The following is a 15,730-nucleotide window of genomic DNA, read 5'->3' on the forward strand; positions in this document are numbered from 1 at the left end:
TCTCATGATGACACGCGGATCGTCTGTCCTGCGGTCATGGTTAAAATAACTACATAATCACCCTGAGGTGTAAGCTGCACCTTGGCCTGATCGTTTCCTTCCACACGCAGCGGGTGCGCACTCCGAATGGTTATCGAACCATCGTGATCAGCCTTGATTTCGGCGCTTGACAGTCTGCCGTCTGTCCACTCAATCGCCACCGTATATCCACCTCGTGCCCGAAGCCCCTTCACGCTACCACTGGCCCAGTCTTCAGGCAGGGCTGGCAGCAGATGTAATTCACCCAAATGACTTTGTAACAGCATCTCGGCAATACCGGCAGTACCACCAAAGTTGCCATCGATCTGGAACGGCGGATGATCATCGAACAGATTAGGATGCGTGGATCGAGCCAGCAGCGTACGGACAAACTGATGTGCAAGCTTGCTATCCAGCAGCCTCGCATACAGATTGATCAACCAGGCACAGCTCCAACCTGTATGCCCGCCACCTTTTGAGATACGACGTTCTAGTGACACTCGCGCTGCTTCCACCAGTTCAGGCGTATCCAGTCGATTGATCTGCTCCCCCGGAAACAGACCATACAGATGGGAGACGTGACGATGACCGGGTTCGGATTCGGCAAAATCCTTAAACCATTCCTGCAGCTGCCCCTCGCTTCCGATCTTGAATGGATAGAGCTTGCTACGTGCCTCGCTCCACTCCTTCGCCAGTTGATGATCCACATCCAGTTGTTTGGTTGCCTCAATGCATCGATCGAACAACTCACGAATCAATGTCATATCCATCGTCGAAGCCATGGAGATGCTGCGAGCCTCTCCATCCTCAGTAAGGAACTTGTTCTCCGGAGAGGTTGATGGAGCGGTAACCAGATATCCGTCTGGCCCCTCTACCAGCCAGTCCAGACAGAAGAGTGCCGCTTCCTTCATGATTGGATACGCGCGTTCCGCGAGAAATTGCCGATCACGTGTAAACAGATAATGCTCCCATAAATGTGAAGTCAACCACACGCCGCCCATTGGCCAGAACGCCCAACTTGCGTCCCCGCCTGTAGGCGTGGATGTCCTCCAAATATCCACATTGTGATGGGCTGTCCAGCCGCGCGCTCCGTACAAAATGCGTGCCGTCCTTCTCCCGGTATCGCTTAGATCCTCCAACAAGCCAAACAGTGGCTCATGGCATTCACTCAGGTTGCATACTTCTGCCGGCCAGTAATTCATCTCGGTATTGATGTTAATCGTATAATCACTGTGCCAGGGCGGCTCCACCTGATGATTCCAGATTCCCTGCAGATTGGCAGGCTGGCTTCCTTTACGTGAACTACCCATCAATAGATATCTGCCATATTGAAAATAGAGAGCCTCCAAGCCATGATCCTTGGCTCCAGCCTGGTAAGCTTGCAGCCGTTCATCGGTAGGCAATGCTTCATTCGGTGATTCGCCTAGATCAATAGATACTCTTGAAAATAAAGCGACATGATCCAGCACATGTCGCTCCCGAAGTGCTTTCATTCCATGAGCGATTGCTTTATTGATTACCTCACTGCACTCCTGATCCAGAAGCACATCATCTTTAACAGGAGTCACATCATAGCCTTCAAAGGCGGTCGCCGCTGTCAGATAAAAAATAACCTGATCTGCTCCCTGAATATGAAGTCTCCCTTCCATAACCGATATTTCGGTATTCTTACCCGTCGCAGTTGCGGCCAATCGCACAGCATAAGCCGTTCCCCGATCTTCTTCGTAGATGACAGACTCCGGATGATCCCGGAAATAATTCGATTCAACGTGACTTGGACAGCGACTGAACAGTGTAAGTGCATCGCCCGAAGCCTGAACGTTATAAGGATGTGGACTGTCCAACGTAACGCTAACGTTTACAGATCCCTCACGATCAGCAGTGATGGTACAGACCATAAGATCATCAGGCGCACTGGCATATACTTCACGCATGTAACGAATGCCTTGATATGAATACTTCGTGGTTGTAATACCGGTGTGGAGATTAAGCTCCCGCTCAAATTCATCGTACGGGATCCCGTCCAGTTCAGTGTGCTGCAACTTAAAGTGACCCATCGGCTGAAAAGCTTCCACATCACGTCCCAGCATTTCGCGATTCAGCAATTGTTCAGCCTCGCTATATTGCCCGGACATAATCAGTTCACGGGTCTGCTTCAGATAACGCTGACTACTGTACTGAATGGTGTCACGTGGAAATCCAGACCACAAAGTATCTTCATTTAGCTGGATTTGTTCATCAGCTGCTCCGCCATACACCATACCGCCAAGGCGACCATTGCCGATAGGCAAAGCCTCTTCCCAGCGAGTAGCGGGCTGACGGTACCACAGACGATTTTCTTTTGTTCTCTCATTAATCGGGGACATAGATAACATAGATAACTCCTGTTCCTGTATCAGCTATTTTCAAATCTTTACTAAAACGTTTTCGAACAAAACTAAATAAATGATATATTACTGATTTCATTAGGTCCAAAGTCTTTTAGATTCATAGCTTGATCTTCGTTTATCTGAAAGTGCTTACAGTAAGGAAATTATATTTGATTTCGAAAATTGCGTCAATGTTGAACATCACATGAACAGCAAAAAAGACCCTTACTCAGGGCCTTTTTTTGTTTAATCGCCTATTAATTTAAACCTATGTTATTTTACGTCTTTACCTGTCCACAGGGAAACACGATCCTTAACCCAAACAGTGTACTGTTTCTCCATTTCGACTGCGCCAGCTTTATCCAACTCTGCGAGGAAATCATCGTACACTTTATCAAAGTTCGCAGTTGTTGTCAGAACAGCTTCAGGAATACGTTTGCGCACGATATCCTGAGTTTTCTGGAACGTTACGCTGTAATCTGTACCAGAAGGTACAGGCATGTTGTATGCTGCGCCCCAGTCTTTCAGTTGCAAATCATCCTCAGAAGGATAGAAATCTTTCCATGTTGTAATGCCATATGCTTTCAACGTTTCTTTCTCTGCCGCAGTATAACCAGCCTGAATCTGCTCAGGGAAATTCGTTGTGTAATAGTTATCCGTGGAATCTTTCACGCCATCACCGTATCTAGCACTAAACACGCCATACATCCCGATTCCTGTTTCTTTGGTGAAGTTAGAGTTGTCATTGGTTTTACGATCCTGGATTTCTTGAGGAATCACCCGTTGACCATCTTCTACATTGTAGTGTTCGCCTTCGATACCCCAGTTTCTCAGCACTTGTCCTTCGTCCGATGCGAGCCAGTCCATGAATTTGATAATGCGAACCGGATCTTTGGCAGAAGTTGTGATTCCGATACCATATCCGTCAAATCCGGTTGGCTGGAACGTATGGTCCACAATGTCCTTGTTCAAAGATACAGAGAAGTGAGCATATGTGCTGTCATCTTTGCCCGCTGATTTGAGTGCATTTTCAGCCTCTTGGTAGTTCCACTCTTGGTCAATCAAACCGAGTACACGGCCACTTGCAATTTTGGATTTATATTGGTCATCCTTTTGCACAAATGTATCTTTGTCCAGCAATCCTTCATTGTACATGTGATTCAACCAGCGGAAATATTCTTTTTCCTCTGGACGTTTGTAATGGAGGGTAGCTTCATAGGTCTCAGGATCGATGTAATATTCTCCATCATCCGGTGCTCCTGTTGCCTGGAATGCCGGGTTCGTTACCGTAATCATAATTTTCCAATCATCTGCATTCAGCGTCAATGGAATGGTCGGCTGTCCGTCAATCGTTGGGTGTTTTTTCACATATTCTTTCAATACATTCTCGTAATCCTCAAGTGTTTTCACTTCAGGGTATCCGAGCTCTTTCAGTACTTTTTGCTGAATTTCAAATCCACCTGTTGCATCAAACGCAACATTATCAACACCCATATTCGTTGGGATTGTATAAATGGCCTGATCCTCCGAACTGTATTTCAGCCGGTTCATCTGATCCCCATATATTTTTTTCAGGTTTGGAGCATGCTCCTCAATTAGGTCCGTCAGGTCAAGCATCGCGCCTGCATCTACAAGTTTAGACAAGTTACCTTTTGGGAAAACGATATCAGGGTAATCACCACTGGCAGCCATAAGCGCAATTTTTTGATCGCCACCATTGTTCACATCGTATTCAGCCTCAATTGTAACGCCTGTTTGCTTGGTAATCTCTTTACCGACTGCATCCTGCATCTTGTTCCAGGTTGGACTTGCGTCCGCACCAAAGAATGTAATGGTAACCGGTTCGGTTCCACTGGACTCGGAGGTTTCTTTGCTTCCCGAATTTCCGCATCCAGCTGTAACCAGCATAGCACTTGCGAGCATCAACATTGCAAACGTCTTGGGTGTATTGCCTTTCATTTTGCCTCTCATTGTCTAATCCCCCTATTATTTATGAAGGTTTTATCTGTATAACAGGCTTTAAGCCTGAGGATACCGCTGTAAGACACATTTCTGTATGCGCTTACTAAAAAATTAAATTTGTAATCTTTTTCTCAAAACCTAGCTCATATAAACTCTCTGACAAAATACATAAAACGTTTTCGTAAATTAATTTAAAACGCTTACTGAAAGTGCTTACATTAACGATTATATGCTATCCGCCCCCTTACGTCAACAACAAAAAAGGCCCCTTTCCAGGGACCTTTCTTGCAATGAAAATGTTCATATATTATGCCTTATTTTCATTATTATTTCACGTCTTTACCTGTCCACAGAGCTACACGTTCTTTGATCCAAACGGTGTATTGTTTCTCCATCTCTACTGCACCTGCTTTATCAAGCTCAGCGAGGAGATCATCATACACTTTGTCGAAGTTCTCAGGTTTGGCAAGGATCGCTTCAGGAATACGTTTGCGGACAATATCCTGTGTTTTCTGGAACGCTACGTTATAATCCGTATCCGAAGGTACTGGCATGTTATATGCTGCGCCCCAGTCTTTCAGCTTCAAGTCATCTTCAGAAGGATAGAAATCTTTCCACGTTGTAATGCCATAGGCTTTCAATGTTTCCTTCTCTGCGGCAGTATAACCTGCTTGAATCTGTTCAGGGAAGTTCGTTGTGTAATAGTTACCTGTGGAATCTTTGACACCATCTCCGTATCTAGCGCTGAAGATGTTGTACATTCCAATACCTGTTTCTTTGGTGAAAGCAGAGTTGTCATTGACTTTGCGATCCTGCACGTCAGCAGGGATGACACGGTTGCCGTTTTCAACATTATAGTGTTGGCCTTCAATACCCCAGTTTCTCAGCACCTGGCCTTCATCCGAGGCGAGCCAATCCATGAATTTGATAATACGTACAGGATCTTTCGCAGTTGTGGAAATACCGATGCCATATCCATCGAATCCGGTTGGTTGGAATGTATGGTCCACAATATCCTTGTTAAGGGATACGGAGAAGTGAGCGTACGTATTCTCGCCATTGTTGACTGATTTCAATGCATTCTCAGCTTCGCCATAGTTCCATTCCTGGTCAATCAGCCCCAGTACCCGACCGCTTGCGATTTTGGATTTGTATTGGTCATCCTTCTGCACAAATGTATCTTTGTCCAGGATGCCTTCATTGTACATTTTGTTCAACCAGCGGAAGTATTCTTTCTCCTCTGGACGTTTGTAGTGCAGCACCGCTTCATACGTTTCAGGGTTAATGTAATATTCACCGTCATCCGGTCCACCGGTTGCCTGGAAGGCTGGATTAGTTACAGTGATCATAATTTTCCAGTCATCTGCATTCAGGGTCAGCGGAATGGTCGGCTGTCCGTCAATGGTTGGATGTTTAGCATAATATTCTTTCAGAACTTTCTCATAATCCTCAAGCGTTTTCACTTCTGGGTAGCCAAGTTCTTTCAATACCTTCTGCTGAATCTCAAATCCGCCTGTTGCGTCAAACGCAACATTATCTACACCCATGTTCGTTGGGATCGTGTAAATGGACTGGTCTTCCAAACTGTATTTCAGACGGTTCATCTGGTCCCCATAGATTTTCTTCAGGTTTGGTGCATATTGGTCAATCAGATCGGTCAGGTCAAGCATCGCGCCTGCATCCACAAGCTTAGACAAGTTACCTTTAGGATAGATAATATCAGGGTAATCACCGCTGGCAGCCATCAAAGGTATCTTCTGGTCGCCACCATTATTCACATCATACTCCGCTTCAATTGTAACACCTGTTTGTTTCGTAATTTCTTGGCCGACTGCGTCCTTCATATTGTTCCAGTTTGGACTTGCGTCAGCACCAAAGAACGTAAAGGTGATTGGACTGGTCGTATCCCCTGTGTCCGTTGGTGTCTCTGAAGCCGTAGTTCCTCCTCCGCTACCACTGCATCCTGCTGTAATGGCAAGAGCGCTGGCTAACAGAAGCATTGCGAATGTTTTTGGTGTTTTGCCCTTCATGTGTAATCCCCCTTATGGATAAAATGAAGCTATCTATTGTAGAACAGGCTGACCTGCACATACCGTAATCGGGTGATTCTGATTGTAAAACGTTTGATTTAATAACATAAAAAGCGTTTTCTATAAGAAGTGAAAAACACTCTCTCTTTCAAAGTAATTCGTGGACCAATTCATACCCAATTTGACTGAAGTGAATCGTGTACATGCCTTGCTAAACCAACAATGAAAGTGCTTTCATAATTGAATAATAATCCCTCTAAAAGTCCTTGTCAATAGCGAATTCATAAAATTGAAAACGTTTTTCGGAAAACGTTTTAGGTATGAAAAAGAACCCAGTTTCCTGGGCCCTTTTTTTCGAAAAAGTATTCTGCTAAAACGTATTACTTGCTCTCTTCACCGCTCCACAATTGAACACGGCTTTGCACCAGCTCGGTGTATTGTTTTTCCATGTCCTCTGCTCCTGCCTTGTTAAGTTCAGCAATCATACCGTCATAGATGGCATCAAATTGCTCTGGTGAACTGAGGATTGCTTCTGGGATCCGTTTACGGATAATATCCTGTGTTTTTTGGAAAATAACGTTGTAATTCGAGTCTCCTGGAGTCGGCATATTGTACGCTGCTCCCCATGGTTTAACCGGGAACTCATCTTCACTTGGGAACAGATCTTTCCACGTTGTTGCGCCGTATGCTTTGAGTGTCTCTTTCTCTGCATCGGAATAGGCCGCTACAATCTGCTCAGGGAAATTCGTTGTGTAATAGTTATCGGTGGAATCTTTAACGCCATCTCCATAGTGACCAGACATATTGGTATAGAGGCCAATACCTGTTTCTTTCTGGAATACGGCAGCATTATTCGTTTTTTGGTCCTGAATATCCGCCGGAATCACACGTTTACCATCTTTCACTTCGTACTGCTTACCTTCAATACCCCAGTTCATCAGCACTTGGCCTTCCTCAGAAGCTAGGTAATCAAAGAATTTAATTGTACGAACCGGGTCCGGATTCGATGTTGTAATCCCTACACCCCATCCAGATACAAAACCAGGGTCCTGGAAGGAATGATCCTTGATATCTTTAGACAGAGTTACCGGGAAGTGTGAATAGGTCGCTTCATCTTTACCCGCTGCTTTCAATGCGTTCTCCGCATCGGAATAACCCCAATCCTGGTCAATGACACCCAGAACACGTCCACTTGCAATTTTGGATTTGTATTGATCCGTTTTCTGTACGAAGCTGTCCTGATCGAGCAGTCCTTCTGCGTACATATGGTTCAACCAACGGAAATACTCTTTCTCTTCCGGACGTTTGTAATGCAGACTTGCCTCATATGTCTCAGGATCAATATAGTACTCGCCGTCATCCGGAGCCCCTGTTGCCTGGAAGCCCGGATTCGTTACCGTAATCATGATTCTCCAGTCATCTGCGTCCAGGGTTAACGGAATCGTTGGTTGACCGTCAATCGTTGGATGTTTTTCTTTGTATGCTTTTAATACATTTTCATAATCCTGGAGTGTACGTACTTCAGGATATCCCAGCTCTTTCAATACACGCTGCTGAATCCCAAATCCGCCGCCTGCATCAAAATACTTCTGATCTACCGCATAATAGGTAGGTAGTACATAAATCCCTTGATCTTCGTTGCTATATTTCAGCCGGTCCATGTAATTACCATACAGCTTCTTCAGATTGGGAGCATATTGCTCGATCAGATCAGTCAGATCGACCATCGCCCCAGCATCCACGAGCTTGCTTAGCTCTCCTTTGGGTGACACGATATCCGGATAGTCTCCGCTTGCTGCCATTAAGGATACTTTATCCTGACCACCACTTACGGCAAATTCACCGTTAAGGGTTACTCCTGTTTTCTCTGTAAGGACCTTCCCCACTTCATCCTTCATTCCATTCCAGTTCGGACTGGGATCGACGCTAAAAAAGTCAAAAGTAATCGGAGACGTATCACCGCTTGTGTCCTTAAACGACGTTTCGCCGCTGTTTCCTCCACCGCAACCTGCGAGCAAAGACATCGCAAGCACTGGAGCCAGTGCAATCTTCATTTTGTTTCTTGCCATGATGGTAATCCTCCCGTTTCATATGTCTGTCTATCCGGGACTTTTTTGTCCCTGTCTATAGCTTCATGAATGCCACTCCGCAGCCCTATACGGTGAAGCGCAGGCCAAATTGCTGCGCTTCGGGCATTCTGATGCTTCTTTTATTATACAGCCGCTCTATCTATGTGGCGGCCTGTACAAACTTGCTTAAGCTTTTACTGCACCCAATGTCATACCACCCACAAAATACTTTTGCAGGAATGGATACACAATCAGGATTGGAACCGTAACAACGATCGTGATCGCCATCTTGATTGATTCTGGTGAAATCTGTGTCATCTGCTGTGCCATATCATTGGCATTCCGTCCGGCTCCTGAGCCTTGCTGTGTACTTTGCAGTACTTTCATCAACTCGTACTGGAGCGTGGTCAGATGCGCCTTCGAACCATTATACAGGTACGTGTCGAACCAAGCATTCCACTGGCCTACAGCCAAGAATAACGCGATGGTTGCAAGAACCGGTTTACAGAGCGGCAAAATGATTTTGTAATAGATCTTAAAGTCATTCGCGCCATCCAGCTTCGCAGATTCCTGCAAGGCATACGGCAAACCGTCAATGAAGGAACGGATAATGAACACGTTAAACGCACTGATCATACCTGGCAATACATATACCCAGAACGTACCGATCAGGTTCAGGTCACGCATCAGGATGTACACCGGAATCAGACCACCGGAGAAATACATCGTGAGTGCAAGTGCAGTGGAAACAAACTTTCTCAACTTAAAGTCAGGACGACTCAGTGTAAATGCGATCATTGAGGAACTGATCAAGCCGAGCAACGTACCTACAATGGTACGTAGAATGGATACCTGCAAACCTTGCAGCAATCCATCGTATTGGAAAATCGTTTTGTAGTTTTGCAATGTGAAATCACGTGGCCACAAGTAAATTCCACCACGTACGGTATCTGTCGAGTTATTAAGTGAGATAGCCAGTACGTTCAGGAATGGATACAGTGTTACAATCAGCACCAGGGTCATCGCGAGGATGTTGAATATATCGAACAGCTTATCGCCCCGAGTAGCATTGAATGCTTTGTTCGCCATAATGTCGTCCCCTCCCTACATGATGCTTTCTTTGGTGAATTTTTTGAACAATCCGTTCGCTGTAAACAGAAGGATGATACTGACAACGGAGTTGAATATGCCTATGGCTGTACCATACGAGAATCGTCCCATATTCAAACCATAATTGAGCGCGTATAGATCAAGTACTTCCGAGTAGTCTAGCACCAGACTGTTTTGCAGCAAAAATTGCTTCTCAAAACCGATACTGATCAGATGCCCGATAGACATGATGAACAGTACAGAGATCGTAGTCCGAATGCCTGGCAGCGTAATATGCCACATTTGTCTCCAACGGTTCGCCCCGTCTACACGGGAAGCTTCGTAAAGTTCTTGGTCAATACCGGTAATGGCCGCCAGATAGATGATGGCATTCCAGCCGGTTTCCTTCCACATATCTGAAGCGGTTACAATGTACCAGAACAAGTTCCCCTTCGCCATGAACTGGATCGGCTGATCGATAATGTTTAGGTTTACCAAAATGTCATTGATAATCCCGCCATCGGTGGAGAGCATCTTGGTAATAATCCCTGCCACTACGACCCAGGATACAAAGTGAGGCAGATATGATACCGTTTGCACGGCGCGCTTGAAGAACATGCCTCTCATCTCATTCAAGAGAATCGCAAAGAAAATCGGCACGATAAAACCGACAACCAGTCCCATCAAGCTCATTGCAAGCGTATTTCGAAGTACCAGATAGAAGCGATCATCACTGAACAGCTCTACAAAGTGTTTAAAACCAACCCACTCTTGATCACCGAACGATCTGGCCGGTTTATAATTTTGGAAAGCCATCGTCCATCCCCATAGTGGCAGATAGTTAAATACAAAAACCCAAACTACGAATGGCAATGACATAAGATAGAGATACTTTTGCTGTTTCATGCTGTCCCAAATTCTATTCCGCCGTTTTTGTGTTGACGGATTGGGGTCACTGCTTTTTTTCGCGGAAGCGGATTTTTCTGTTAGCGTTTCCATCTCCGTTCCCCCTCCTCTGATTTATAAAATAATCATACCTGATAGAGCGTTTTCAAAATACCAGCTGGATTTTAGAGAAAATCATATAAAAATTAGATATCCCCCTATAAAATCCGATATTATATCTATAAAATTAGTGATAATGACGCTGTCTATTATTTATTAATGAAATTAAAAGGAAATTCAATTTGAAAATGGAAATTACCGAAAACGTTTTATAGAAATCGTTTACTTTAATTCATACCAAAAAGAAAAAGGACCTCAGGGGGTCCTTTCAATAGACTATAAGTTCGAAAACGTTTTTTACCTAATCAGGAGAAATACCAACGATAGAAGTACGCCCCTCTGAACATGGACTACTCTCGTTCAGGCTCTCCTGAAGAATCTTTGGGCTGTGATCTGGCAAGCTCTCTTGCATGTTTATAAGCAGATGGTGACTCCCCTACATACTTCTTGAATTTGCCGTGGAAGTAATCCACGTTGGCATACCCCACCCTCGCTGCAACCTGATGCACCTTTAAGCCTTCATCGAGCAGTTCCTTTGCTTTCTCCATTCGAACCTTATCGAGAAATGCATTGAAATATTCCCCGGTATGATTTTTGAACAGTTTGCCCAGATAACTGCTATTGTAGTTAAATACCTCTGCGAGAACCTCAAGCTTGAGATTTTCGCCCGGATTACGACGGATAAATTCAATCATCTGTTTCAGTACCGTGTCTTTGCTCCCTCCACCCATGCGTTGAATAAGCCGATTGAGGTGTTCAGCAGCCATCACTTTTAGATCCAGCAACGTTAATTGATGGTAAACCTCCGTAATGAGAACGGAATGCTCCTGCATAAGGGATTGCATATGCTGATTGGTTGCTGCAAGTTTGTTAATCGCCAATGAGAACACTTGGGAGAACGCCGTTTTAATTGTCTGTTCTGTCTGGTGATGCGGAATCAGACGCTCCTCCATCTCGGTCAGCACACGCATTACGGACTCGCTGCTCCGAATATCGAGCGCATAATACAGCTTGTCCGCCAGCTCAGCTTCATCCGGTTCACCACTTTCTTCTTCATTGACAACAATTGACTCAGAAGAAATCTTGCTCTTTTCGTCTTCGTTCCATAACATAATTCGTTGTTCCACGAACAGGAAACGTCCGCCCAATACACCGTTGGCCTGATTATAGGAATGTGCGATGTCTGCGGTGGAGTTTACAGGTTGACCTGCAGCGGCATACATGTGAATATCCCATTCTTCCAGTAGCCCTTCCAACTCATCATATAAACGCTGGGCAGATTGTTCAGTTAAAACAGGCTCTTTGCATAACAGTCCCAGTCCAGAATGGAACGAAAACACGATACCCCGATCTTTCTGGTCAAAAACTTCCGCCAGTCTGCGTTTCACCACACTACCACGCTGTAAATCAGGTTCGGCATGCATCTCCAACAGCACGACCTGATACTGCGACCAATTCAATCCTAGAGCATTCGCTTCCATCGTTTCCGTACCTTCCAGGCTATCAAAAAGCAATGCTTCAATCTGGTGCTCCCGGTAGGCTGTATCCTCACCAGCATAGCGGGCCAGTGTCTCACGTTCCCGTGTCAGCATCACAGAGATCCGCTCCAGCTCACTGATAATCTCCTCTTCATCCACCGGCTTGAGCAGATACCCATCCACACCAAAACTAATGGCTTTCTTGGCATAATCAAAATCGGCGTATCCACTCAGGATTAGAAAGTGCGAACCCGGATGGTGCTGCCGCACTTCCTCAATGACATCCAGTCCGGTCATGCCGGGCATGCGTATATCAATGATCGTCAGGTCCGGTTCCAGCTCTTCGAAGCGGGTAATGGCCTCACGCCCGCTCGCAGCTGTAGCAATCACCTGAAAGCCGTATTTTTCCCAATCAATGATCGTTGTCAGTCCTTCACGTATGCTCGGTTCATCATCTACTAATAACACTTTATACATGCTGGTCTCCTCCTGCTGGCAAGGTGAAAGAAACCTCTGTTCCTTTCCCGTATACACTCTTAATCTGCAACCCGTATGGCTCACCATAGGTCAACGTTAAACGTTGATGTACGTTACGCATGCCAATCCGGCTCTTTTCCTGTTCTTCCGGTCCACAGATGAACTGCATCACTTCAGTCAGACGCTCCGGCGTAATGCCTGCTCCATCATCATCAACACATACCTGGACAACATCCTCCACCAAACGAATATTTATATTCACACGGACCGTACCCTCTTTATTTTCCAAACCATGCACAATCGCATTCTCAACCAGAGGCTGAATAATCAAAGGAGGAATGTATATCTTCTCCACCTCCGGATCGATATGGATCTGGAAAGCAAGACGGTCGCCGTAACGGAATTTCTGAATTTCCAGATAAGAACGTACCATCTCCAGTTCGGCTCTGAACGTCGTTTTGCCGCTTCCAATCTCAAGACTCTTGCGCATCAGTTTGCCTAGCAGCCTTACAATATTGGCAATCTCCGCCTCACCTTTGATATGGGCTTTCATTCGGATCGACTCCAGTGCATTAAACAAAAAATGAGGATTGATCTGGCTGGCCATCATTTTCAGTTTAATCTCTTTCTGCGCGATTTCCAATTGATTGTTCTGTTCCGTTGCCTCTACCACTTGAGTCATCAGTTCATTAATGCTCTTCACCATGTAATTGAACTGCCTGGACAGTTGCCCGATCTCATCATTTCCGTCAATTCGGGAAGTAACGTTAAGATCACCCAGTGCGAGCTTATTCAGGTGTTTGCTAAGGCGTAACAATCGGTTCGATGTGAGGAATGAAATGATATATACAAGCAACAGTGCAATGACCAGCACGAGCGTAATAAAGAGCATACCGATCATGCTAATGGTATTCGCATCTTTGACAATATTTTTGGTGGCAAAAACGGATATGATCTTCAGGCTATTCATGCTCGATCCAGGACTAATCTCATCAATGATAATGTTGGACGGCTCACCCTGAAAATCAGCTTCAATTGTACCTTTGGCCTGGTTTTGCAGATCTACACCAAAATCAAGCTCGTCCAACGTCTTGCCCACAAGCTCGGTATTTTTGGCAGCAACCACATAACCCTGTTCGTCCGTAATCAACGTCTCGAACGGTTCCTGACGTAACAATCCATTCAGCTCATCCTGATTGATTACAATCATGAGTACACCCTCGGTCCGATATTCGGCAAAAGGCACTTTGCGTACCAGACTAAGCTTGTGCACAGGATTATCTCCCTTGTCAGGAATGTAGAACCAACCGATGCTCGTCGTTTGCAGCGCTTTCTGGTACCAGTAGCTCTCCTCAGTCTGTTTATCTACCGGAATGAACTCCAGATTGTTGATCAGCGTCGGATTGGTCGAGTAAAACCGAATGCCTGCAACCTCACGGTACAGACGCTTGTATTCCTGAAAATCTTTGTATGCGAGGTACGCCGATGTCAGCTCCACAACGCTCTCGTAGCGTTTGTTCACAATTTCCTTTAATTCATTGTTGAACATCAGAATGTTGGAAATATCTGTGGGTACACGCAGCAGTGTGGCGGTCTGACTCTTGACCTTTTCCACGTTGTTGATCGTCTGTCCTATTGCATTGTCCAGCGCTTGCTTACGAAAGTATCCGGTTACAGCAAGTCCAATAATCAGTACCGGAATCATGACGACAAGTACATAGGATATGAGCAATTTATGCTTTAATTTAAGATTGTTGGATGTTCGAATGAGCCTTCTAAACATATCTGCACCTTCCGTCGCTTATAAGCGCTTACATATAAAGGTCAGTACATATTACGCCTGCCCTTCCAATTCATCATACCACATAACAGCAAAAGCCCTGCAAGAGGGCTTCAAAAAAAGGCTGTATGCTGAATGATAAAACAAACAAATATGAAACTTGAATAGCTATTTCTAATATATAGGAAGGAAAACAGGTGGCTTAGCTGCTGCGTGCTGAGCGGAAACCATGTCCTTTGGCACGCAGCGCAACAATCAGAGCCACAAGTGATAGGAACAGGATGGCCCAAGTAAAGGACGAGGCTCCCCATTGATTCAAAAGCACACCTCCCGCCAATCCACCAATAGCAATAGCTAGATTCCACACAGTCGTATTAATCGGCATAACGATATCTACACCCTGCTCCCCAGCGGCTTGGGCAAGGGCGGTCTGCAACAGTGTAGCCGCACCGCCAAATGTCAGACCCCAGAGCGCAACTGAACCAAAAACAACGGCAGCGTGCTCACTCCAAAGCCCCAATACCAGAGAGATCAGAGCAAATCCCGCCAGACTGATGAGAACCAGCATACGCAACCAACGATCAATAAGAATACCTGTAACCCAGATGCCCACCAATGCCATCAGGCCAAACACAAGTAACATAAGTCCAACCTTTGATTCCTGACCGACATCGGCAAGGAAAGGAGCAATATAGGTGTACAAAATATTATGAGCCAGCATCCAGGCCAGAACAACAGCCAGAATGGGAATGACGCCAGGGGTCAGCAGCACCCTAATTGAAGAAATGCGTTGATCAGCAGACTGTCCTGGATAATCGGGTACTTTCCAGAGCACCCAGAAAATCAGTACAAACGCGAGCAGCGACATCAGCCAGAATACCGAGCGCCAGCCCATAAAGGAACCGAGCAGTGTACCAGCAGGAACACCGAACGATAACGCAATCGGTGTTCCAATCATCGCAACAGCCATTCCCCTTCCCTTGAGATGATCAGGCACCATACGTAGTGCATAGCTGCCAATCAGTCCCCAGGAGACACCGGCTGCAACACCGGCAAAAAAACGAGCGACAAGTGTCAATACATAGTTTGAAGAAAGGGCTGTAACGGTGTTGAAGATCAGAAAACCGATAATCGCTAGAAGTAAAAGCGGACGGCGTCGCCAGCCCCTTGTCAGGACAGCCACAGGTATAGCGGCAATCAGAGATCCTACTGCATAAAATGTGACGAGCTGCCCTGCACCTGCCTCAGAGACTTGAAGCCCTTCCTTGATTTGCGGCAGCAACCCCGCGGGAAGAGTTTCAGTCATAATAGCTATAAAACCAGCCATAGCCAAGGCCAGCAGCCCTAACCATGGGAAACGTTGAGAAGAATTATCGGACATCTGTGCAGCTCCTTCTTAGATAATATATGATGAACAATCGAATTATGGATCGATCATTCCTTATATTATCCA

Annotated in this window: 9 protein-coding genes; all 9 read right to left on the minus strand. The window is 45.6% G+C overall.

All coding sequences use genetic code 11. From position 1 onward, the window contains the following. Window positions 1–2: 2 nt before the first annotated feature. Window positions 3–2,384: a glycoside hydrolase family 95 protein gene (locus DC345_RS24515; RefSeq protein ID WP_113055498.1), complete on the minus strand. Its 2,382-nt coding sequence runs from the start codon at window positions 2,382–2,384 to the stop codon at window positions 3–5. 276 nt (window positions 2,385–2,660) lie between these two features. Further along, window positions 2,661–4,358, minus strand: a complete 1,698-nt coding sequence (locus DC345_RS24520) for an ABC transporter substrate-binding protein (protein ID WP_397333741.1) — start codon at window positions 4,356–4,358, stop codon at window positions 2,661–2,663. A gap of 317 nt (window positions 4,359–4,675) precedes the next feature. Continuing rightward, complete coding sequence (locus DC345_RS24525; protein ID WP_076291219.1) at window positions 4,676–6,379, minus strand: ABC transporter substrate-binding protein; 1,704 nt, start codon at window positions 6,377–6,379, stop codon at window positions 4,676–4,678. Between the two features lie 380 nt (window positions 6,380–6,759). Continuing rightward, window positions 6,760–8,448 carry an ABC transporter substrate-binding protein gene (locus DC345_RS24530; RefSeq protein WP_113055423.1) on the minus strand — a complete coding sequence of 563 codons (1,689 nt, stop codon included), beginning with the start codon at window positions 8,446–8,448 and terminating at the stop codon, window positions 6,760–6,762. Window positions 8,449–8,634: 186 nt separating this feature from the next. Further along, entirely contained in the window at window positions 8,635–9,537 is a 903-nt protein-coding gene (locus DC345_RS24535; RefSeq protein ID WP_076291217.1) for a carbohydrate ABC transporter permease, read from the minus strand. A gap of 15 nt (window positions 9,538–9,552) precedes the next feature. Then, the gene (locus DC345_RS24540; protein ID WP_113055424.1) at window positions 9,553–10,536 is read right to left on the minus strand and encodes an ABC transporter permease; all 984 of its coding nucleotides are present in this window, start codon (window positions 10,534–10,536) and stop codon (window positions 9,553–9,555) included. A 356-nt stretch (window positions 10,537–10,892) separates the two neighbouring features. Further along, entirely contained in the window at window positions 10,893–12,497 is a 1,605-nt protein-coding gene (locus tag DC345_RS24545) for a response regulator transcription factor (RefSeq protein WP_113055425.1), read from the minus strand. Next, window positions 12,490–14,280, minus strand: coding sequence for a sensor histidine kinase (locus tag DC345_RS24550; protein ID WP_113055426.1), 1,791 nt, complete (start codon window positions 14,278–14,280; stop codon window positions 12,490–12,492). Before DC345_RS24550 ends, DC345_RS24545 begins: the two co-directional genes overlap by 8 nt. A gap of 199 nt (window positions 14,281–14,479) precedes the next feature. Then, entirely contained in the window at window positions 14,480–15,658 is a 1,179-nt protein-coding gene (locus DC345_RS24555) for an MFS transporter (RefSeq protein WP_113055427.1), read from the minus strand. Window positions 15,659–15,730 lie beyond the last annotated feature (72 nt).

It is taken from the genome of Paenibacillus taichungensis (genome assembly GCF_003287275.1).
In the GTDB taxonomy this organism is placed as follows: Bacteria; Bacillota; Bacilli; order Paenibacillales; family Paenibacillaceae; genus Paenibacillus; species Paenibacillus taichungensis_A.